This window comes from Candidatus Chazhemtobacterium aquaticus, assembly GCF_009936135.1.
Classification (GTDB): domain Bacteria; phylum Patescibacteriota; class Microgenomatia; order UBA1400; family Chazhemtobacteraceae; genus Chazhemtobacterium; species Chazhemtobacterium aquaticus.
Genome location: NZ_CP047901.1, coordinates 14,848 through 35,763 on the forward strand (window position 1 = coordinate 14,848; position 20,916 = coordinate 35,763).

General features: G+C 46.0%; 20 protein-coding genes, 2 tRNA genes and 1 pseudogene. 18 read left to right on the forward strand and 5 right to left on the reverse strand.

Going from position 1 to position 20,916, the window contains the following annotated elements; genetic code table 11:
* Window positions 1-154: 154 nt before the first annotated feature.
* Window positions 155-301, reverse strand: coding sequence for a hypothetical protein (locus MICH65_RS00015; RefSeq protein ID WP_161931394.1), 147 nt, complete (start codon window positions 299-301; stop codon window positions 155-157).
* 409 nt (window positions 302-710) lie between these two features.
* Between MICH65_RS00015 and MICH65_RS00020 the strand changes: the two genes are divergently transcribed.
* From MICH65_RS00020 to MICH65_RS00045, 6 genes and pseudogenes are all read left to right on the forward strand, one after another.
* Window positions 711-2,768, forward strand: coding sequence for a DUF2341 domain-containing protein (locus tag MICH65_RS00020; protein WP_161931395.1), 2,058 nt, complete (start codon window positions 711-713; stop codon window positions 2,766-2,768).
* A 38-nt stretch (window positions 2,769-2,806) separates the two neighbouring features.
* Window positions 2,807-2,908, forward strand: a pseudogene (locus MICH65_RS04430) (hypothetical protein); the annotation flags it as partial.
* A gap of 66 nt (window positions 2,909-2,974) precedes the next feature.
* Entirely contained in the window at window positions 2,975-4,342 is a 1,368-nt protein-coding gene (locus MICH65_RS00030) for a LamG domain-containing protein (protein ID WP_161931396.1), read from the forward strand.
* A gap of 83 nt (window positions 4,343-4,425) precedes the next feature.
* Complete coding sequence (locus MICH65_RS04325; protein WP_161931397.1) at window positions 4,426-6,597, forward strand: hypothetical protein; 2,172 nt, start codon at window positions 4,426-4,428, stop codon at window positions 6,595-6,597.
* A 21-nt stretch (window positions 6,598-6,618) separates the two neighbouring features.
* Window positions 6,619-7,452 carry a hypothetical protein gene (locus MICH65_RS00040; RefSeq protein ID WP_161931398.1) on the forward strand — a complete coding sequence of 278 codons (834 nt, stop codon included), beginning with the start codon at window positions 6,619-6,621 and terminating at the stop codon, window positions 7,450-7,452.
* 92 nt (window positions 7,453-7,544) lie between these two features.
* Window positions 7,545-9,689, forward strand: a complete 2,145-nt coding sequence (locus MICH65_RS00045; protein WP_161931399.1) for a tetratricopeptide repeat protein — start codon at window positions 7,545-7,547, stop codon at window positions 9,687-9,689.
* An 86-nt stretch (window positions 9,690-9,775) separates the two neighbouring features.
* Here MICH65_RS00045 and MICH65_RS00050 read toward each other — a convergent pair whose 3' ends face one another.
* The gene (locus MICH65_RS00050; RefSeq protein ID WP_161931400.1) at window positions 9,776-10,438 is read right to left on the reverse strand and encodes a hypothetical protein; all 663 of its coding nucleotides are present in this window, start codon (window positions 10,436-10,438) and stop codon (window positions 9,776-9,778) included.
* 136 nt (window positions 10,439-10,574) lie between these two features.
* Between MICH65_RS00050 and MICH65_RS00055 the strand changes: the two genes are divergently transcribed.
* The 5 genes from MICH65_RS00055 to MICH65_RS00075 all read left to right on the forward strand — a co-directional run bounded on the left by MICH65_RS00055 (window position 10,575) and on the right by MICH65_RS00075 (window position 12,122).
* Window positions 10,575-11,270 carry a hypothetical protein gene (locus MICH65_RS00055; RefSeq protein WP_161931401.1) on the forward strand — a complete coding sequence of 232 codons (696 nt, stop codon included), beginning with the start codon at window positions 10,575-10,577 and terminating at the stop codon, window positions 11,268-11,270.
* Window positions 11,261-11,336: transfer RNA gene (locus MICH65_RS00060), tRNA-Ala, on the forward strand. Before MICH65_RS00055 ends, MICH65_RS00060 begins: the two co-directional genes overlap by 10 nt.
* Window positions 11,337-11,492: 156 nt before the next feature.
* Window positions 11,493-11,747, forward strand: coding sequence for a hypothetical protein (locus tag MICH65_RS00065; RefSeq protein ID WP_161931402.1), 255 nt, complete (start codon window positions 11,493-11,495; stop codon window positions 11,745-11,747).
* A 106-nt stretch (window positions 11,748-11,853) separates the two neighbouring features.
* Window positions 11,854-11,927 (forward strand) — tRNA-Ala (locus MICH65_RS00070).
* A 27-nt stretch (window positions 11,928-11,954) separates the two neighbouring features.
* Entirely contained in the window at window positions 11,955-12,122 is a 168-nt protein-coding gene (locus MICH65_RS00075) for a zinc-ribbon domain containing protein (protein WP_161931403.1), read from the forward strand.
* Here MICH65_RS00075 and obgE read toward each other — a convergent pair.
* Window positions 12,119-13,159, reverse strand: a complete 1,041-nt coding sequence (gene obgE / locus MICH65_RS00080; RefSeq protein ID WP_161931404.1) for a GTPase ObgE — start codon at window positions 13,157-13,159, stop codon at window positions 12,119-12,121. The two genes, MICH65_RS00075 and obgE, sit on opposite strands and share 4 nt — an antisense overlap.
* 64 nt (window positions 13,160-13,223) lie before the next feature.
* Here obgE and MICH65_RS00085 point away from each other — a divergent pair, with 64 nt between their 5' ends.
* Together MICH65_RS00085 and MICH65_RS04330 are read left to right on the forward strand one after the other, a co-directional pair.
* The gene (locus tag MICH65_RS00085) at window positions 13,224-14,219 is read left to right on the forward strand and encodes a CARDB domain-containing protein (protein WP_161931405.1); all 996 of its coding nucleotides are present in this window, start codon (window positions 13,224-13,226) and stop codon (window positions 14,217-14,219) included.
* 1 nt (window position 14,220) lies between these two features.
* Complete coding sequence (locus MICH65_RS04330) at window positions 14,221-15,291, forward strand: hypothetical protein (protein ID WP_161931406.1); 1,071 nt, start codon at window positions 14,221-14,223, stop codon at window positions 15,289-15,291.
* 58 nt (window positions 15,292-15,349) lie between these two features.
* Here MICH65_RS04330 and MICH65_RS04410 read toward each other — a convergent pair whose 3' ends face one another.
* Together MICH65_RS04410 and rho are read right to left on the reverse strand one after the other, a co-directional pair.
* A complete protein-coding gene (locus MICH65_RS04410) occupies window positions 15,350-16,570 on the reverse strand; it encodes a peptidoglycan DD-metalloendopeptidase family protein (protein WP_161931407.1) in 1,221 nt (406 codons plus the stop codon).
* A 41-nt stretch (window positions 16,571-16,611) separates the two neighbouring features.
* The gene (gene rho / locus MICH65_RS00100; RefSeq protein WP_161931408.1) at window positions 16,612-17,793 is read right to left on the reverse strand and encodes a transcription termination factor Rho; all 1,182 of its coding nucleotides are present in this window, start codon (window positions 17,791-17,793) and stop codon (window positions 16,612-16,614) included.
* Window positions 17,794-18,115: 322 nt separating this feature from the next.
* On the opposite strand from rho, the gene MICH65_RS00105 reads away from it, so the two are divergent.
* The 5 genes from MICH65_RS00105 (at window position 18,116) to MICH65_RS00125 (ending at window position 20,907) form a co-directional block, all read left to right on the forward strand.
* Window positions 18,116-18,772 (forward strand): sortase domain-containing protein, encoded by a 657-nt coding sequence (locus tag MICH65_RS00105; protein WP_161931409.1) that lies wholly within the window; start codon window positions 18,116-18,118, stop codon window positions 18,770-18,772.
* 33 nt (window positions 18,773-18,805) lie between these two features.
* Complete coding sequence (locus MICH65_RS00110) at window positions 18,806-19,054, forward strand: type II toxin-antitoxin system Phd/YefM family antitoxin (protein WP_161931410.1); 249 nt, start codon at window positions 18,806-18,808, stop codon at window positions 19,052-19,054.
* Window positions 19,051-19,305: a type II toxin-antitoxin system RelE family toxin gene (locus MICH65_RS00115; protein WP_161931411.1), complete on the forward strand. Its 255-nt coding sequence runs from the start codon at window positions 19,051-19,053 to the stop codon at window positions 19,303-19,305. Before MICH65_RS00110 ends, MICH65_RS00115 begins: the two co-directional genes overlap by 4 nt.
* Before the next feature lie 703 nt (window positions 19,306-20,008).
* The gene (locus MICH65_RS00120) at window positions 20,009-20,446 is read left to right on the forward strand and encodes a hypothetical protein (RefSeq protein ID WP_161931412.1); all 438 of its coding nucleotides are present in this window, start codon (window positions 20,009-20,011) and stop codon (window positions 20,444-20,446) included.
* Between the two features lie 194 nt (window positions 20,447-20,640).
* Window positions 20,641-20,907: a hypothetical protein gene (locus MICH65_RS00125; protein WP_161931413.1), complete on the forward strand. Its 267-nt coding sequence runs from the start codon at window positions 20,641-20,643 to the stop codon at window positions 20,905-20,907.
* The last annotated feature ends 9 nt before the right edge of the window (window positions 20,908-20,916 follow it).

The following is a 20,916-nucleotide window of genomic DNA, read 5'->3' on the forward strand; positions in this document are numbered from 1 at the left end:
TCATATATTTTTCCTATAACACTATCAATCTACTATTATCTACCAATCAGCATATCAAAACATAAACTAGGACATCTTTAGACATCAAGCTCCTCTATCCTTTTACGTCAATCATCAATAAACATTCTCCAACCCCTACTTACCAAACACATCTCTATATACTCAACTCACACTCATCATCCAAAATAAACACTCTCGATACCTCCACCCTCTTTTCTCCAATCATTAGGAAAAACCAACCAAGCTCTTCATCTTTCCAACAACTCGCCTTCATACATCTTTGCAACACATTTTTAAACATACCTTTTTATAGACACCTCTCCCAAAACGTCTCAAACACCATCTAGAAGCGTTCCCAGCCTCAAGCAATCTCTCTCATCTAGCCACAAACCCCATTTAACATACCAATATAAAACAATTTTCTCTTCTTCATTAGCAAGTAATCAGTCTTCACTCTCACCACACTACTCCACCAACAACAAACACTAACTATCTACTTCTCGCCAATAATATCTCCAACTCCTAATCAAAAAAATTACTCAGTTCATCTAATTTTCCGTATGCTCACACGTATGCCAATATCTACTCAATACCTCCCCCCTTAACCACTAAAGTGAACACATTTTGTCTACTCACGCTCTGTATCCCATTTCCTCCCCCCAATACTCTAAAATGAACTAAGTACCTGGTGGTATCTGTATGTCTTGAATATGTCTGTTAAAAGAAATCTTGTCTCCCGTCTTACCCGTACCCGTTTGTTGGTTCCCTTGTTGTTAATTGTCTTACTTCTTCCTGCCGTCTACTTCTATGCTACTAGACCTAAAGAAACTGCTGCTTGGTGGAATGAGAGTTGGATCTACCGAAAAAGAATTGATATTAGTAATCCAGGTGGTACTGATCTAACCGACTTTCAGATTTCTTTTACTCTAGATACTACTGATACAAGTAAGTTTCAGAGTAACTGTGAGGATCTACGTATTACTGGTGTAGATGGTAATCTCTTACCCTTCTGGATTGAAGAGAACAATCCAGGTTGTGGAGATGCTAATACTAAAGTCTGGGTTAAACTTCCTTCTATCCCCTCCTCTGGTACCTACATCTATGCCTACTATGGTAATCCTTCTGCATCCCAATCATCTGAACATGATGGAAACAAAGTCTTTGAGTTTTTTGATGATTTTTCCAGTACCTCACTTGATACCAATAAGTGGGAAGATTGGACGACAGACAGCAATACAACTTCATACACCATTTCTAATGGAGAAATACAACTAACCGGTCAGTGTAATACAGGCATCAAAACAAAAACATATTCGGGCGAAAATTACCGAGTTATAGCCAGAACCAAAGACAATACAGATAGCGGGCTAATCCTCAGAGTCACAGATAACGATCATCTCTATCTGATAAGAACGAATGCCAGCGGAAACGCAACAGACTATTACATGCGAAATGGCTCATGGACATCGTTAGGAGGAGGCTACGCCAACTTTGGAACCTGGACGGAATGGAGAATTGTTGAATTTTCTGCCAACGGCACCTCACTTTCTTCCAAGGTCGATGGCACCCAACTAAATACCGTTACCAATGCAACATACTCTTCTGGCAAAATCGGTTTAAGAAGATGTAGCGGCAGTCCATATTTTGACTGGGTTTTTGTTCAAAAATTTGCATCTACAGACCCCTCCAGCTCCACCCAATCAGAAGAAATCGGCACTAGTCCAATCGGATACTGGAAATTTGATGAAGGTACGGGCACCACTGCATACGATTCCTCATCCCATAACAACCACGGTACCATCAATACAGCCACATGGATCAACGAAGGAGAATGTATCTCTGAAAAGTGCCTTAGCTTCGACGGTAGTTCACGAGTAGACACCACTCTAAACACAAACAACCTCCCTATTCCAGTAACTTTTACCGCCTGGTTCTACCTTACCCAATCAACCACCGAACAACCAATCATTTCTGGTTATGTTAGCCACGACAACCGTTGGGATATTATCTACAATCGAGGTGGCAACAACAAAGTCGGCTGGCTATATCACAGCGGAGGCACAGTATATTCAACCAATACAATATCCCTCAATGAATGGCACCAAATCGTAGTAATTCACACTGGAACTTCAGTTGAACTTTATCTTGACGGCATATACCAAAATACACTTTCTACAACCAAGGGTGTAAATACAGGTCAGACGATCAGAATAGGTGCTTGGTACAATAATACTTTAAGCTTTAAAGGTCTTATTGACGAAGTCAAAATCTATCCTTACGCCCGCACCAATGATCAAATCGAAAATGAATACAAACTCAACTCTGCTGCTGTTATAGGTTCAGGTACACTAGCAACTCCCTCGGCCAGACCTGATGACTCCATCATCGCCCATTGGTCCCTTGATGAACAAACTGGTCAAACCGCCTATGACAAAATTAATGACTACTCCCTAACCCTGGGAGCAGACACCAACCCCAATACAGACGATCCTACCTGGAAACCTTCTACAGATTGCAAAATCAACGGATGTCTAGAATTTGCGTCTGGAAAGTACGCCAGAAGATATCTCGACGTACCTCAAGATCATAGTATCAGCTTTTGGACAAAACCTTCGGTTATTTCTGGAACTCAAAACCTATTTAGTTTTCAAAATCTTCACTACGTCGTCCGCCTCCTTAGCACTGGCAAAATAGGATTTCAAACACATGATGGATCTTCGTATCAATACTGCAATGGAAATATACCACCAACTACCACCATATTTTAGTCACATACGACAGCACTACAGAAACCAAAAAAATATATATCGATGGAGAACTAGACGTATCTTGCACACAAGGAAACTATGTTGCTGGCTTAACTAATCGCATTTTTACGATTGGTGGAGTCAACACCGATTTCAACTTCTCAGGTATCATCGACGAATTTAAAATCTACAATTCTGCTCTTACCTCTGGGCAAATCAAACAAGACATGAATGCTGGTTCCACTCTAGCTGTTGGTACTACCACCAGCGAAGCTGCTGATTTTGATGATGGAGAAGGAAACCCTCCTATCGCTGAATGGAAATTTGATGAAAAAACAGGCAGTACTGCCAATGATACTAGTGGTAACAACTACACAGCAACTCTCTCCGGAGCAACCTGGGAGTCTTCTCTCTCATGTAAAGAGGGAGCATGTCTTAAGTTTGAAGGTGGATCAAACAGCTACGCCGACTTAAGCTCAGATAGTATCACCGACACAACATACACAATCGAAGCCTGGTACCAACTCCATAACAACACCAGCCGTCAAACTATCTTCTCATTCAACAATGGCTCCGGTAACGGCTATCAATTTCTTAGTGTTGAACGCTGGATGGATGGATCAGGCAGCTTCACAATTTTCATCGGTGATGGAACCAGTTACTCCAATTACGGCGTTACTTCCAACCTAACCGAAGCATACAACTCATGGTCACACGTAGCCATAACTAGAAACGGAAACGACTTCATTCTTTACGTTAATGGTCAACAAAGAGGAACATTTTCTGATACCAAATCAGCCACCATGAGCCGAGTCCTCTTTGGTAGTAGGAACGGCAATAGACTTTACGGCATGCTCGACACCATGCGTATCTATGACTACGTCCGCTCTCCTGCTCAAATAGCCTATGACTACAATCGAGGAGAACCAGTCGCTCACTGGAAAATGGATGAATGCCAAGGATCTACTATTCATGACTCATCAGATAATGGTAATCATGGAACCTGGAATGGCTCTGGAGGTACTCAAACATCAGTTGGTACCTGTACTACATCAGGTACTGCTTGGGGTAATGGTTCTACTGGTAAATTTGGCGCTTCTCTTAATTTTGACGGGGAGGATGACTATCTAGTTAAAACAAGCCCGAACAATCTTCCCACAAAATCAGAAGCAACCTGGTCATGGTGGTCAAAAACAAGCAACTCAAGTTGGCTACAAGCAATAATTGGGGAACATCGCAACCAGTGGTCAATCAGACAGTCAAACAACTCGGTTTTCCTTGGAATAAACGCAGAACAACTAGGACCATACTCATTTACTACTGACAACAACTGGAGTCATTACGCCATCACTTTCAAATCCGGTGATACTAAATTCTACAAGAATGGCAACCTCATACAAGAAGCCAGCACATCAGCAACGTCCACCGTCCCATCGCTAGCCACCCTATACATCGGCAGACGCAGTACTGTACCACCAAACTCATACAACTTCTCTGGCCAACTCGACGACGTCCGAATCTACAACTACGCCCTCTCAGCAGCCCAAGTCAAAAAAGTCATGAACGAAGGTAGCGCTCTTAGATTCGGAGACTAATTTATCTTAAGTCAACATCACAAAACTCCACCAAACAACACCATATTATCTTATGTTACTATCGACATATACTATATAGTTACATGCCCAACCATAGCCCCAAATCCATTCGCAAAAAGTTCTCTGATCAATTAGGTATCATCCCTATTCCCCTCATCATTGGCGCCATTCTCATGATCACTGCTGCTGCTGCCAGTATCCCCATCACCTACATTATCAACCAAACATCCCAAGATACTCGTTCCCAAGCCACTGATAACTGCTGTGGTTCTGATGGAAGGGTGTGTACCACTGATGATGAGTGGGTAGCTGGATACTATGCTTGTCAAAGAGGTGAGTGTTCTGCCTGTTCCGGTGGGTCAAATCCAACACCTACTAGCGGAGGGTCTTGTGCTAGTGGATGGAGTTGTAATGGACACTGTGCTGATCAAAACACAGTTAATATGTTTAACGGTACTTGGTGTGATGGTAAACAAAGATGGCTATATGAGGCAGGATGTGGAGGATCTGCTTCTAAACTAAAAAGTGAAGGTTGTGGAGGTGGGGGTGGAGGTACTTCCTGTGTATATAGTGATTTTTGTGCTGGCTGCATCCAAGCCAATCGCTGTCTCCAATATTCAGACGGCACCATCAAATACTGCAACCAATGGATCAGAGATGAATGCACAGAGTGCGAAATCGGTGGCTTCTGTCCCCAAGGAAAAAGCTGCAAATCCGGTATCAAATGCTCAAATGGATTTTGTGCCGTCAGTTGCAATACCCCCACCCCTACCAGCACTCCTGCTCCATCAGGTACCCAATGCTCTAGGAATCAAAAAGAGTGTGTTAACTCCATCTCGTTCAAAACCTGCACTAATGGCTACTGGAGCAATCCAATATCCTGTTCTTCACTCGATCAAACAAAACCCAAGTGTGTCAACGGGTCATGTGTTTCAGCCAACGCCTCTGATGGTCGTCAAACAAATCTAGCCAGCTGCACCACCCCCTGTACAGACGTAGACAACTGCATCTGTAAAGCCAACAACTGCGTTACTCCTGTAGATGGAATCGTTACTAATGGTAATACCTGTGGTGTCAAACCTACTCCTACCTGTGTCTCACCAAATATGTCCATAGATCCAAATACCCAAACCTGCTGTCGAGGTCTACCCATGAGAATGCCCGCCTGGGGACCAGGGTATTACTGTATCGAAACTAGCCCTCCACCTCCCACCTCCTCACCAAGCCCCACTAGTACTCCTACATATACTCCAACACCTACGGCAAGCAACACTCCCTCACCATCACCAACCGCTACATGGACACCGATACCTACTCAAACCCCAACTCCACCCAGTCCAATAGGTACTTGCACAAGTGGATCAGCCTATCCAGATCTACTCAAATGCGCCCAATCATGTGCTGGCGACTGCACTCCTGACTCACTTGGTATTAGACGCTGCTGCCAACCAGCACCAACACCTACCTCAACACCAAGACCCTCTAGCACACCCACCTGGACTCCAACACCCACACCCAGCGGACTCACCCCAACTATTTCTCTAACCATAGCTCCTACTGCAGTCCAAACACCACCTCCCTCTGTAACCACCACAACCACTCCAAGTCTCAGTCCCACAACCACTATCACACCAAGCGCATCACCAACTCTACCCAACTGTACTCCCGACGGTGAATACTACTACCTCACAACAATTTGTTGCTCGGGAGAACACCATACGGAGTTCTCTGGCCTTGAAGTTTGTGGACCCTCACCCACTGCCACTCCCACTCCGTCACCCGCGGTTGTATCAGCCGTCCAGCAAGTTGCTCAAGCCATTGTTAACACAGTTACTCAGGCAGCCACTACCATCTGGAACTGGATCACCAGTGTAGGTCAAGCCAAACCAACCCCCACCCCCTCTCCAACGCCTTCACCAACTCTTACACCTTCGATCACCACTGCTCCTCCACCTCCAACTAATACCCCAACTTTCACCCCAACTCCCACCCCGACTTTCACTCCTACTGGCTCACCCACACCCCAATTCACTCTTACCATTACTCAAAACGACCTAATGAGTTACTGTGTCGAACAATACGGGAATCAATACACTTTACTTCTCACAGTCAATGGTCCCTACTGTTCTTACTACGATGGCCAAAGGACCCACCAACATCAAATTAACCCCAATTCCATCTGCCAAAACCTCACTGGTAATCCATCTGCCGTCGCCGTCCCCTTCGACAATCAATACCGCTGCGTTGTTAACTAAATGTGTATATAATGAATAGTGATGATCATTGTCGAATCTGCCCCCACTAAGCAATCCTTTAGAATACCCAAGCCTCTCATCTACACCTCTCTCCTTACTCTCACTGTTTTGGTTGTCACTCCCGCCATCCTAGCTCTAGCCCAATCCTCCACCCCCACCGGAACATATCTCAATCCTCTGCCCGAAAACGAACTAGCTCAAATCACTCCTACCCCTACCCTTGAAAAAAGACCAGAGGAACTAATCTTAACTGCTCAGGCTTATCTTGAAAAAGCCATCACTCTAAGCCAAAAGGATCCCCAAACCGACCAAGACAAACAATCCATCATCACTCACCTAAACTCCAGTCTTGATCTAGCCAACCAAGCCGTCATTGCCGCTCCCAACTCTCCCGAAAGTTACCTCATCAGAGCCCGAGTCCTTGCCAGTTCCACCTCCATCCGCACCGACGCCACTCAACTGGCTCAAAAAGATCTAGAAACCGCCCAACTCTTAAGTGGTGGCCAATCAGTTTCTCTTCCCACTCAAGTCAATCTCATTAACTACGAACCCACTCAGCAAGCAGCTCTAGCCAGTAACCTCATTATCGCCAGTCCCGAAGAAAGTCAAACCTCTACCGCCTCTGCTTCCACTAACTCTAATATCACTAAACAAACCGCCACCATTCCTGCAGGCAAACTCTCCACTACTATTTCCGACCCCGCTATCAACACCCAATCCTACATCTACCTCATCCCCTCATCCAAGGCCCAGCCCCCCTTCGTCCAAGCCAAAGGTGATGGCGTCGCCACCATTGCTCTCACCGATCTTGCTAACCAAGATGTCACCTTCGAGTACTGGATCGTCAACCCATAACCGTAAAACAAACACCAGCCTCTCCCACTTCTTGACATCCTGGATCAAATACGCCACAAATACTCCTACCATTAATCTGCTACAATGACTCTATGAGACAAAATCTTAACAAATTTGCCACTCTAATCCTCAAAGCCGTTCTTCCTACCACCATCTTCTTAATTCCTCTCTTCTTTCTCCCCATCACCAGCGACTTCTTCACCCTCAACAAACAAGTTCTACTTACCATCATTGCCTCGATCAGCTTACTTGCTTGGTGTCTGCGTCTCATCACTCAAAAACAACTCCGCCTTACCTTAAGCCCAGCCCTTCTTCCCCTTCTTGGCCTCTCTTTTGTCTACCTTGCCTCTTCCATCTTCCAGAATCCCAATCCCCTAAATGATCTCTTTGGACGCACCAACTCCATTGTTGCCCTAACTATTATCTTCATCACCACCACCTCATCTCTCGCTCTACCCAGCAACATCAGTTTAACTTTCGGCGCTCTAGTTGCCTCCATTTCTCTAGCCTCCCTTTTCACTATCTACCAGTTCCTAGGTCTTTCCTCCATCTTCTCTTCCGTCGCTTGGCTTCAAAACAAATCATTTAATATTGTTGGTGGACCACTACCTTTCTTAACTCTTTCTCTTCCTACCTTGGTAGCTAGTATCTACCTCATCTTCAAACTTGACCAGCCTCTAAAAAAACTTCTTCTTTTGGTTGCCTCTGCCCTTACCACCATTGCCTCCATTCTTGCCATTAGCCTGCTTCTTCCCAAAGATGGACAACCCCAACTCATCCTACTTCCCTACTCAGCTGGCTGGATCATTGCCGTTGACACCTTTAAAAATCTTCGCACTGCCCTTATCGGCACCGGTCCCGAATCATTCGTTAACGTTTACTCTCAACTAAAACCTGCCTTCATCAACAACACCTTCTTCTGGAGCTTAAGATTTGGCAACAGCAGTAACGAAATCTTCCACCTTCTCACCACCGTTGGCTTACTTGGACTAGCCACTTACCTTCTTGCCACCATCCGCACTCTCATCCGTGCCTTCAAACAAACTGGAGCCCACCCCTACCTCTCAGCCAGTCGCCTCCTTCTTCTTGTAGCTCTCGCTATTCAGTTCCTCTTCCCCGCCAGTCTACCCTTAATCACTCTCACTTTCATCAGCCTGGCTCTTACCACCATTGGCCTCAAAACCAGCTCAACCAATCCAGTCAATGACGTCAATCTCTCTTTCTTCGCTGCCGAAATCGTCAAAAGCAAATCAGACCTAGATCCAGCTCCCAAACCACGTCAAAACACCGAAATATTACCTTGGATCGTTCTAGCTTTAAGCTTAACCCTCATCCTTCCCACTGCTTACTTTAAAGCCAAAGCCTATGCTGCCGAAACTGTCTACTTCCAATCAGCTCAAGCCACTGCTGAAAACCGTGGCATTGACACCTACAATCTCCAAATCCGAGCCATTGAACTAAACCCCTACAACCCAACCTTAAGAATCTCCTACTCGCAAACCAACATGGCTTTAGCCAATGCTCTAGCCAGTCAAGAAGAACCTTCCGATGAAGACCGCAACAACATTATCCAACTCATCCAGCAAGCCATCCGTGAAGCCAAAAACGCTACCGCTCTTGATCCCAACAGCCCCATCGCCTGGCAGAACTTAGCCAGCGTCTATCGCCAACTCATTGGTCTGGCTGATAACGCCGAGTCCTGGACTGTCGCCGCCTACACCCAAGCCATTGCTTTAGACCCCGTCAACCCTCAGTTAAGACTTGATCTTGGTGGTGTCTACTTCTCTCTTGGTAACTACGAAGAAGCCATTCGCCTCTTCTCTCAAGCGGTCGAGGCCAAACCTGACTGGGCCAACGCTTACTACAATCTTGCCGCTGCTTACTCCCAAGCCCAAGCATATCCCCAAGCTGTTCAAGCCATGCGTATTGTCGTCGACCTCCTAGAGCCCACCTCACCCGACTACCAAACCGCTCAAGACCAGCTCAAAGAACTTGAGAAACTAGCTGAGTCAGCCGCTCCTCCAGCCCAGGAAGGTGAACAACTCCCTCCCGTTGATGGAGAACCTGCTCAGCAACCAGAGCTTATCACCCCTACCCCCATTCCCTCTCCTAGCATTGAACCCATCCAACTCCCTGATGGCTCGGGTATAGACTTACCTGCCCAGCCAGAAACCCAACCTCAACCGGAGGAAGAGAACCCAACCGATCAACCTCAAGAACCCACCCCTACTCCGTAACCCTCCGTCAAAACAAATTTTAGACACAAAAAACTCCCACCCAGGAATGGTATTCCCAAGTGGGAGTGGTAGTACGTGACGCAACGTCACTCGGAGGAGGAAGCTTCGCGCTCACGCTGTTCGGGGCGTCGCTCGACTGGCCGCTTGTGTTCAGAAGAAGCGGGATCGGGTTTACGCCGCAGTTGCGGGCGTTCCAGAGATAACCCCTGAAGACGCTTCTGCCAGCGCTCTATGATCGGAGCGAAGTCGCGAGGAATCGGGCGAAGCATCCATACCAGCGGGTTATTCTTCCAGTGCCACGCCAAGTTGGCCAAAGCGGTGTCACGGTCGCAAATCAGGTTAAAAATCAACCCGATAACGCCGACGACGACGAGCCAGTGGCCAAGCTGAGCCAGGTCCGGCAAGGCTCCTGCCATCTGCCCCCCAATGACGGGGATCTCGGTATTCTGACCCGTCAAGTTGTAGCTTACGTAGAAGTTGAATCCCACATAAGCCAACATTACGCCGAGCAATTCGGTACGGTCATGGTGGTCATCAGCCTCCAGGCTGACGAAGATCGCGTAAACAAACAGGCCGACAGCGACGAAGACCTCAATCACGAAGTGATCGAGCCCGGGGTCAACCCAGCCAGCCCACAACGCGATGCCGATGACAGTGCTGATCAGCAAAATGCTAATTTGCACCTTACCAGGCACAGCCTTACGAAACTTCATCCAGTAACCCCGAAGGGTTTCATTTGCATTTGCCACAATTCACCTCCTAAGAGTGAATGCATTGTCGAATGTACGATGCTAAAGAATATACCATAAAATAGACCTATAGTCAAGAATATTACGTTGAACACTGACCTACACACATGTTACAACACTGGAGTACAATTAATACATGGATCTAAAAAATAGAGTGCAAAAATTAAGACAACAAGGCAAAACATATGGAGAAATTCAAACCATTTTAGGCAAACGAATACCAAAAAGCACCCTCTCACACTGGTGTCGTCATACTCCTCTACCCCCTTTCTATCAATCCAAAATTTCCCATCTAAACATCAAAAACTTAAACAAGGGTCGCTTGATTGCTGTTGAGATAAACAAAATTAAAAGACAAGAGTTACTTAATCAAATTACAGATACGAATAAACCGATCTCCACCCAAATCACCAACCCCAATACAGCCAAAATTGCTCTCTCCATGCTTTGTTTAGGCGAAGCATCAAAATACAATCCCAAAATTAGAGGCTCTTTTTATCTAGGAAACTCCAACCCAAAAATCATTCTCATATTTCTTAAACTACTTGAAATTGCTTTTCCAGACTTTGACTCAAGAAAACTTAGATGCACTGTCCAATGTCGTGCCGACCAAGACACAAAAAGCTTAACTAAATACTGGCATAAAATCACCAATATTCCCCTAAAACAATTCTACAAACCATTAATCGACCCAAGAACCAAGGGTAAACCAACCAAAAAACCAGACTACAAAGGTGTCTTAAGGATCGACTATTTCAACTCCAAAACCAGACTGGAGTTGGAGACTTTAGCCAATCTGGTTTATAATAACCTCAAGTCTCCGGGCCCATAGCGCAGTTGGTAGCGCGTCGCAATGGCATTGCGAAGGTCGTGGGTTCGATCCCCACTGGGTCCACCACCAAATCTCAAAGCTTGTGCTAAAATCTCTTCCACGATCCTCTGTCTGGATCAATCGCACCCCATATCCAATTTCAGGAGGTTTTTCATGAACCGCATCGTTTTAACCGGTATACCCAATGACGAACTAGACGTTGTCATTGACCAGGTCTGCGCCGTGCTAAGGCGCAACGGAGTTGACTACCCCATCCTGACCTTTGAGCACGACCCGCGCAAGGTCATTCCCGTTGATCCTCACACCGGCCAAGACACCTCCGGCGCTACCCGCACCATCGATCTGCCGCCGATGCGACAGATCATCGCCAACTGGCGAGAGATTCTCGAAGACCTCTCCAACACCTCTCGCCACACCATCATCTCCCTGCTCGTCGGCGCAGAAGTCCAGGTAGCTCTCAACGGCGAGCTGCTCTAGAAATCACACACCGCAACAAGCCATCTTCCTTCTCCAACAAGGGAGATGGTCCTTTTTTACATATCCCCACCCATCAAACCTGATAAAATGTGCTCAAGTTAATTTTGGGCCTGTAGCTCAGTTGGCTAGAGCGCTGCATTCGCATTGCAGAGGCCGGCGGTTCGACTCCGCCCAGGTCCACCCATCATCAATTATATTTTCCAAAAAATGCCAGATCTTAACCTTACTTGCCAAAACTGTTCCAACATTTTCGTATTTTCCGAAGGTGAGCAGCAGTTCTATGCCCAAAAAGGCTTAACCCCTCCCAAACTCTGCCCCATCTGCAGAAGTATTAAGCAATCAGAGCAAAAACACCCCCCTAAACCTAAGTCCTAAACCATCTCAAGCAATTTTTTCTTCAACTCCTCTACTCCTTCAAGGTTACCCGCCGATACTGGCCACACTCTTACTCCTTTTTTCTCAAAACCAGCCACAACCTCCTCAACCTCTTTCTCATTCATCAAATCCGTCTTGTTAAGCACCACCAACTCCTGTTTTTCTAGTAACTCCTTAACATGCTCCCCCATCTCTTTTCTTACTGTCTCGTAGTTCTTCCACACCTCTGCAAAAACTCTCTCCCCTTTAGACTCTCCACTCAATACATGAACCAACACTTTTGTTCTCTCAACATGCCTTAAAAACATATGGCCCAACCCCTTACCTTTACTAGCTCCCTCAATCAAACCAGGAATATCCGCAATCACCACCGTCTCTCTTCTCTTGCTCTTACCCACCTCCATTACTCCTAGATTAGGTTCTAACGTCGTAAAAGGATAATCAGCTATCTTAGGCCTTGCTTTGGTCAAAACCGACAGTAAGGTGCTCTTACCTACATTAGGTAACCCCACCAACCCTACTTGAGCCAGTAATTTTAACTCAAACTGAGCCTCAAGCGTCTCACCCTTTGTTCCTTTCTCACTCTCATAAGGAGTCTGGTTAGTTGCTGACCGAAAGTGCCAGTTACCTCTCCCCCCTTTTCCGCCCTTAACCAGCAATACCCTCTCTCCCACCTCGCTCAAATCCCACTTTTTCTTCTCAACCTTCACCACCCTCTTACCATCTTCCTCCACCTCTCTTTTAATCTCACCTGATACTACTGTTCCCACTGGCACTCGAATCACTAAATCCTCACCCTTCTTACCCGACTGTTTCTTCCCCATTCCTCTTCCTCCATTATCAGCCTCAAACTTTTTTTTGTATCTAAACTCAGCCAAAGTATTCAAATTTGCATCTACCTCAACATACACAGACCCTCCATCACCTCCATCACCACCATCAGGACCCCCCTTAGGTCGAAACTTCTCTCGCAAGAAATGCACCGACCCATCACCACCATCCCCTGCCTTAATTGTCACCTTCGCATAATCAATCATCCCCCTATTTTACCTCGAAACCCAAATTGACGCTTGTAAGTAAATAGTTCATAGTTAAACTAACATGTCCAGCCTCTCGAATCTCAAAAAAATTGCCACTCTCTCCCTCCTTATAGCCATCACCATCGCTTTTACCACCCTCACTCTTCAACTTACCCAACAATCACAAGACACCCGCTCCAAAGCCTCTCAATCAAATCCTCCCAGCAAGGACATCCGCCAAGACGATTGTCTTCAAGACACCAATAACAACGTCGTCTGCCCTCAATACCAATCCCCCTCTCCTGATTTCTGTCATGATGGTACCCTCATTTCAGGAGGAATCGATCAATGTGGCTGTCAACTTCCACCCGCCTGCCTTCCCCGTCTCTGTTGGAATCAAGTTATCTCCTGCAATGATGGTTACTGCTGGCCCAACGGCTGTCAAGGCGTTCCCAGCACCATGGCCTGCACCATGCAGCTAGTTCCTCTTTCCCAAAAACAACTTAACCAATATCAGCTCTGGCAAAATGCCGGTTCGCCCATATATCCTGGATGCACAGACACCCCACCTACCAATCAAGACGACCTTTTCAGCACCCAACCGCTAACCGTCACTTTTTGGGACGCTGAGTGGGATGGCCCCACACCAGTGCCTCAATTCACCAGCACCAGCCTCCTCAAACCTAATCACAGCTACGGAGTTGAGGTCCGCTTCCACATCCAGAACGTTATAAAAAACAGCACCGCTCCCACCCCCAATATCGCCATTAGAGAAATCATTAATGGCCAAACCAAAACCACTCGCACCATCCTCTATCAGGGCGTCATGGATCACCGCGACGGCTGGAGTGACACTTTTGTAGGTAGTGTCTTTACTGTCAACGAGGGAACAAATCAAATCACAGTTGAAATAGACCCTGATAACCAAATCGCGGAAACCAACGAAAACAACAACAACACCTCTTACTCCTGGACCACCACCCAAACTTACTCCCCCTTTGATCTAAACCAAGATGGCACCATCAATCTTCTTGACTACAATCTCTTTCTCAATGGCTGGTTAGATACTTTTAAGTAATATGAACCCGCGTCGCCTCTTTCTCATCCTTCTTCCCATCATTCCCGTCATCATCGGCCTTATCCTCTTCCTTGTCGCCAGTTCCCAAAACCAAGACATCCGCCAACGTGCCTCGGGCACGAACCAGCCCATTATCACTATTAGCACTTCCCCTTCATCCCCTAAAGCCAACCAACCAGTCACCATTACTCTTTCACTTAACACCACCACCAAATCAATCTCTGGCCTAGAAATGAAAAACTTCCTCATCATCCCCGACTCAAATATATCCTTTGCCAATACTCCCACCCTTACCTCCATCAATATCCCAGAACTAGAAGTCTTTCATTCTTCAGTCCAACAAAACAGCCCAACCAGCGATCAAATCACCGCCATTACCCACATTCTCACCCTAAAAAGCACTAATACCCCCTACTCTACCCACAACCAATTAGTTCCTTTTGCTACCATCAGCTTCACCCCTACAGCCACCGGCAGCGTTCAGCTTAAGTTTGATGTCAACAACACCATTATGACCGAATATCAAAGTGATACTGGAAATATTCTAGGCAGTCTCGACAACCTTACTCTCACCATCACCAATCCAGACCAAGATGATAACGACGACGGTAACAATGGTGATAACGACGACAACGATCAAGACAACACTGATGAAATTACTTACGCTTCGTGTAACCAAACCTGTAACAGTCATTATGACTGTAAAGCCGGACTCTTCTGTTATCAAAACACCTGTCGAGAACCAGCCTGCCCCTCTGCCTCAGACTGCCAATGTCCGACTACAACTCCAACCCCCACCGCTACCCCAACCGCTACTCCCACAATCACACCTACTAGTACCCCAACCTCCACCACTACTCCCGAAACCCTCTCCCTTAACTACACCAACGACCAGCAGTTCACCATTACTCTCTCTCCTTCACCCACCGCCACTTCTACTCCTACTCCCACCGTTATATCACCCCCTCCAGACTCAAACCCCAACCTCAAAGTTGCCCTCATCGCTGCCTCTGCCTCATTCATCGTTCTTCTTCTCACCTACCTCAGCCTAAAACGTCCACCCTCAGCGTAACCCACACACCTCAACCTCCAGCTCATCCTCAACTAAACCCTAAGTTCTTCTATCCTTCCTACTTCAAATAATTAAGTGGGTCTAGCCCTGCTCCACCATTCCTCAGCTCAAAATGAAGATGGGTTCCTGTTGACCTACCCGTTGATCCCATCATCCCTAAAGTATCACCTCTCTTCACTGTCTGTCCTACCACCACATTAATCTTGCTCAAATGAGCGTATAGGGTCTGATAACCATTGCCATGATCCACCACTACTCTGTTTCCATAACCCCAGTTATCCGGCCAACCAGCCACTGTCACCGTACCCGAATCAGCTGCTAGAATTGGACCACCACCTTTATTTGCAATATCCAAACCCCTATGCCAAGGCCTCCATGGCTGGGTGATTCTTCCTGCTGCTGGCCAGATCCAGCTTCCTGTAGCCGACACCACGCCAGCATCAGGCGTTAACACTCTGGCAATACTCGAGCTTGGTGACCAAGGCTGAGCTTTAGGCATCACTCCATCAGGCACAATCACAGTCTGGCCAATAGCCAAAGAAAAAGTCTCATCATTAGTAAATATGTTAAACGGATAATCTACGATCGACTGCGCATCAGCCTCATATTTCTTGGCAATCGAATAAATAGTCTCTCCACTCTTAACCGTATGAACAATCCCACTCACCGGTGGAATCCCTAACACCTGACCCGGCTTGATACTATTAACCGAACTAATCTTATCCTCATTAGCCCATCTGATCGTGTCCATGCTCACTCCAAACTTCTCTGCAATCGTGCTTAACGTGTCTCCCTCCTGAACTGTGTATTCCATCACACCCGCTCTCGGTTTATCTGACTCAATCGTTACCGGGCTAATCGCCACACTTGAAGATCCAAGCACCGCTCCACCCATTCCTCCAGCTTCCTCAGCAGCCACGGTCTCTACCTCAACTACCGACCCTATTCTAGCTGCAAACGAACGTTGAGTAGCCATCTCCTGATTATCTGCTCCAGCCAACAAAGTCGGCCCTACTGTGATAGCCGCAAACAACAACACTACCATTCCCATATGTACAAATACTCCTGCATACTTACCTCTCTGCGAATACATAAAGCCTACCAGTACATCCTTTATCCCCTCAAATCCTCCAAACCAGTGTAAAAAATGACTCCTCCAATACCGCCCCAACACCCTCAAAAACACTCCAAAATCAATTATCCATTCCCTTGCCTGAGAACTTCTTTCCTTCTCCCTCCATCCCAATCTATCCTGTCTACGTACCCAAAACGGTCTCATCGTCCCTCTATTTTACCTGATCTATGCAATCCATCTCTATTCTAACCCTCCTTCAATGATGCCAAGAACTCCTTATTACTCTTGGTTTTCTTGAGTCTCTCCACCATTACCTCAGCTCTTTCATCTGGATTAAGCATATCAAGCATCCGTCGCATCAAAATGATGCTCTGGTACTCACCATTGTTAAACAACAGATCTTCTCTTCTGGTTCCTGAGGCCATTACATCAACCGCTGGATAGATTCTCCTCTCCGCCAACTTGCGATCCAGTACCAGCTCCATGTTGCCTGTTCCCTTAAACTCCTCATAAATCAAATCATCCATTCTCGACCCAGTATCCACCAAAGCCGTACCAATAATAGTCAGTGATCCACCTTTCTCCATATTTCTGGCTGCTCCAAAGAATCTCTTTGGCGGGTGTAAAGCTGCTGGATCAAAACCACCAGACAACGTCCGTCCTGAAGTCGGCATCGCCAGGTTATATGCCCTAGCCAATCTCGTGACTGAATCAAGCAAAATCACCACATCTCCACCCATCTCCACCAATCTTCGAGCCCTGTCCAAAGCCATCTCAGCCACCAATACCTGATCCTCTGGTTTTTCATCAAAGTTACTTGCCGCCGTCTCACCCAACCTCTTGCTTTTCTTAGTCACGGCCTCAATATGCCGGCTAATATCCGTCACCTCCTCAGGCCTCTCTCCGATCAACACCGCCATCAAGTGAACATCTGGATAGTTAAGCGCAATACCAGTCGACATCTCTTTAATCACAGTCGTTTTTCCAGCCTTAGGTGGGGACACAATCATACCTCTCTGGCCCTTACCAATCGGTGCCACTAGATCAATCAATCTAGTACTCAAAGGCTCCTTATCAGTCTCCAACTTCAACTTCTCGTTAGGATATACCGGAGTTAAATAATCAAACTTGGGTCGCCTTGATAGCTCACGCAAACTCTTGGATCCGTTTACCTCAGTAATTTTAGTCAACATCCAGTATCGCTCTCCTCCATTCTTAGGCTCTCTTGCCAATCCAGAAATCTCATCACCTTCTCGCAATCCCAATGTTCTAACCTGATTACCAGAAATATACGCATCCCTATCAGATGGCTTAAAAAATGGCCTCACCACTCCATGATTATCCGCTCCTTCAATATCCAAAATACCCTTAATCTCCTCCACTTTAGCTCCTTCAACAACCTCGCTATTTTTACTTGCTGGGTTCATATACGCAATAATTTCATTAATAATTACCTTTACCTAAAAATCGATTTCGTCGGAAAAAACTCATCCTTAATATTTTTGAAAACCCTACTCACGCAGGCGTGAATGCCCTCATTATGAAATCTCACTCACCTTTTGTCAACTTATTTAAAAAAATTAAAACCTGAAAAGATGAAACGCGTCTCGGAAGATAAGGCAAAGTGTCCTGTCCTCACCCGCCTCAACCCATTTCATCTTTCCAACTCTCAACTAGCTTCAAATTTTACCAGAAAACACCCCATAGTGTCAAGTTTCATCATCCTTCCAATTCGGCTAAACTGTATTTATGTACCAAACCATCTTCACCCCCTTCCACTACCAAACCACTAAACGCCTCCGTTACTTCTTCATTACTCTTGGCATCATCCTTTGGTTAGGTGCCTCTATTACTGCTTTTGCTCCCTCTCTTCCCCACCTACTCTATCGTCTCTCACCCAATACTCCCAACACCCTAGCCGCCACCATTAGCAATACTGTACCCAGTAACAATGACCCCCTCTCCTACCAAGACGCCACCTCACTCCCTCCCAAAGACCCAAGCCTACCCCAGCAAAACACCCTCATCATCGACAAAATCGGGGTCAATGGTCAGATTCATGAAGGTGACAACTGGGAAGAGATCCTTAAAAAGGGTATCTGGCGCACCCCCGACTGGGGTACTCCTGAATCAAGCAACCGCCCCATCATCCTAGCTTCCCATCGCTGGGGCTATCTTGACTGGACCAATACTTTCAGAAGACTCAACTCTTTCTACAATTTGCCCAAGTTAGAATCAGGTGACACCATCTCCATCATCTGGAATCAACGCCAATACAACTATCAAGTCTATCTAAAAGAGTCATCCCAAACCATCACCGACTTCAACGCCGATCTCATTCTCTACACTTGTCAGCTCTGGAACTCACCCATCCGCATCTTCGTCTACGCCAAGCATCTCGATTGACAGTCATCTATGTATTCATTAATATATACAAATATGAATACATACTCCGTAACAGAACTACGTCAAAAAACCAGTGCCGTTATCAAAGCCGCCCTTGAAAAGGGCTACGTCCACATTATCCAAAACTCCAAAGCCAAAGTAGCCGTTGTCGACAGCGACTATTTAACAACCCTGCAGGAAGCCTACGAAGACTATCTAGACCACCAAGTAATCAAAAATCGACGTGACGAACCCACTATCACTCTTGAAGAATATCTTAAAAAAGACACCATAAAACCATGATCGTCACCATCTCTAGATCAGCTGAAAAAGAGCTCAAGAGATTACCACTCAGAATCAAACTAATCGTCATTTCCAAAATCAAGAGTCTAGCCAAACAACCCAGGCCTCACAACTCCAAAAAACTGACTAACTACCCCAATGAATACCGCCTCCGAGCAGGTGATTATCGTATTCTCTACGTCATCGACGCTCACAAAAAAGAGGTTTCCGTTCGCGCTATCGCCCACCGCAAAGACGCATACAAAAAATAATTCTCACCTCTACATCTTCATCAAACCTGAAATCTAGTTTTCACACCCTATTTTCACACTATATAGGCCTCGATAACCGCATCTGCGGTAATTATTTCAACACTCCACCTAAAACATATACTATTATAAGACACATAGTAACTCCCGCTCTATCCCTCACCATACTCCAGTATCGTACATATCTCACTCTCAAATACCTAATACTATTCAAATCAACACTCTATTCCTAACGAGAATATAGGATAGATATATCCACTAACAAATACCTAAAATATCTCCCATTTTTGTCACCAACCCCATCCCCTAGCCTCATCTTATATACTTGACAAATAGAAATATATAGGATATACTATAACCTACTTTAAAAATCAGATAAGTTTCGTTACAGACGCCAGTAGCAACCCTACTGATACGAGACTTAAATTATTAACTTTCTTTAAGTTAAACCATACACAAGGGCGTCTCACAAGGACGCCCTTGTTGGTTTAACAGTAAGTATCTGGTCAAGAATTTACCCTCTGACTTAAAGCAGCGTCTGTCTTAAGTCACAAAGGTAATCTCGACCAGTTACTTGCTCACTGCTCTTTTACATCCGTCAAGGTACTCATGAAATGGTGGATCACTTCTACCCTCTCCTAGCCAACCGGCTTTCAACCATTTCACGGTACCTTACGGCTAGGGAAATATATAAGGAGACACTCTAATGAAGAAAACCATGGTTCGTGGTCTTATCGCCCTCCTCGTTCTGGTGATTGTCGGCCTCCTGGTCGCCTTCACCAATCAGGACACTTCAGTCACCACACCAACCGTCATCGTCAGCGATTATTCTCTCGACTGGCACAATGCCGTCGAAGATCTCCCTGTTGGCGTCTACAACTTCTGCAACGAAGCGTGTGGCAACAGAAACTTCACAGAATGGATTCGCCTCGGCGAAGCCACCAATACTGCAACCATCGAAGTTCACAATGTCACCCAGGCTCAAGCCTATGCTGGCGTGAACAAAGATGGCTACTTCTTCGATCCCCTGACCACCGATATTAACGGCGACATCGTCACCGTCGAATTGCCAGAGGGCCAGACCTCCTTCCTCCTGTGGATAGCCACAGAAAACAACGACCCATTCGGGATCGTTGACCGATAAACCAAATCGGCTACCCATTACAGGACAGAGGGCGCAACAGCGCATTCCGCAGCCACTGCGCCCCTTCCTTTTTCCCTAGCCGATTCCCCTCAGTTTTTCAAAGAAACTTTGAAAAATTGAGGCAGAATCGCTCTTTTCTTGCCTATATCTGATATAATATAGGACAATTATTAATTAGCCGATGAAAGGCAAATATGACCAGAAAGAATAAACTATCTCTTTCTTTGGCTACTGCTTTTTTGAGTCTTGCACTTTTTATCAGTCCTGCAAAAGCTGAAGACAACGGCGAGTGCCAAATTGTCTACGGTGGACAGGTTTGTGGTTCATCCACTCCCGAAATCGTTGACACCGCTGGTGAAGCCGAACTGCTTTACGCTCTTTCCGGTGTCTTGTACACCACTGGACTGACTAGCTTTGTGTTAGCCAAAAAAGCTGACAAACTCGTTCCCTTAATCGGTTAATCCCGATTA

Excerpts from the sequence above, each read along its gene's own strand:
- MICH65_RS00015 (WP_161931394.1), bottom strand. The coding sequence starts at position 301 with ATGTTTAAAAATGTGTTGCAAAGATGTATGAAGGCGAGTTGTTGGAAA.
- MICH65_RS00020 (WP_161931395.1), top strand. The coding sequence starts at position 711 with ATGTCTGTTAAAAGAAATCTTGTCTCCCGTCTTACCCGTACCCGTTTG.
- MICH65_RS00030 (WP_161931396.1), top strand. The coding sequence starts at position 2,975 with ATGAATGCTGGTTCCACTCTAGCTGTTGGTACTACCACCAGCGAAGCT.
- MICH65_RS04325 (WP_161931397.1), top strand. The coding sequence starts at position 4,426 with ATGCCCAACCATAGCCCCAAATCCATTCGCAAAAAGTTCTCTGATCAA.
- MICH65_RS00040 (WP_161931398.1), top strand. The coding sequence starts at position 6,619 with ATGATCATTGTCGAATCTGCCCCCACTAAGCAATCCTTTAGAATACCC.
- MICH65_RS00045 (WP_161931399.1), top strand. The coding sequence starts at position 7,545 with ATGAGACAAAATCTTAACAAATTTGCCACTCTAATCCTCAAAGCCGTT.
- MICH65_RS00055 (WP_161931401.1), top strand. The coding sequence starts at position 10,575 with ATGGATCTAAAAAATAGAGTGCAAAAATTAAGACAACAAGGCAAAACA.
- MICH65_RS00075 (WP_161931403.1), top strand. The coding sequence starts at position 11,955 with ATGCCAGATCTTAACCTTACTTGCCAAAACTGTTCCAACATTTTCGTA.
- obgE (WP_161931404.1), bottom strand. The coding sequence starts at position 13,159 with ATGATTGATTATGCGAAGGTGACAATTAAGGCAGGGGATGGTGGTGAT.
- MICH65_RS00085 (WP_161931405.1), top strand. The coding sequence starts at position 13,224 with ATGTCCAGCCTCTCGAATCTCAAAAAAATTGCCACTCTCTCCCTCCTT.
- MICH65_RS04330 (WP_161931406.1), top strand. The coding sequence starts at position 14,221 with ATGAACCCGCGTCGCCTCTTTCTCATCCTTCTTCCCATCATTCCCGTC.
- MICH65_RS04410 (WP_161931407.1), bottom strand. The coding sequence starts at position 16,570 with ATGAGACCGTTTTGGGTACGTAGACAGGATAGATTGGGATGGAGGGAG.
- rho (WP_161931408.1), bottom strand. The coding sequence starts at position 17,793 with ATGAACCCAGCAAGTAAAAATAGCGAGGTTGTTGAAGGAGCTAAAGTG.
- MICH65_RS00105 (WP_161931409.1), top strand. The coding sequence starts at position 18,116 with ATGTACCAAACCATCTTCACCCCCTTCCACTACCAAACCACTAAACGC.
- MICH65_RS00110 (WP_161931410.1), top strand. The coding sequence starts at position 18,806 with ATGAATACATACTCCGTAACAGAACTACGTCAAAAAACCAGTGCCGTT.
- MICH65_RS00115 (WP_161931411.1), top strand. The coding sequence starts at position 19,051 with ATGATCGTCACCATCTCTAGATCAGCTGAAAAAGAGCTCAAGAGATTA.
- MICH65_RS00120 (WP_161931412.1), top strand. The coding sequence starts at position 20,009 with ATGAAGAAAACCATGGTTCGTGGTCTTATCGCCCTCCTCGTTCTGGTG.
- MICH65_RS00125 (WP_161931413.1), top strand. The coding sequence starts at position 20,641 with ATGACCAGAAAGAATAAACTATCTCTTTCTTTGGCTACTGCTTTTTTG.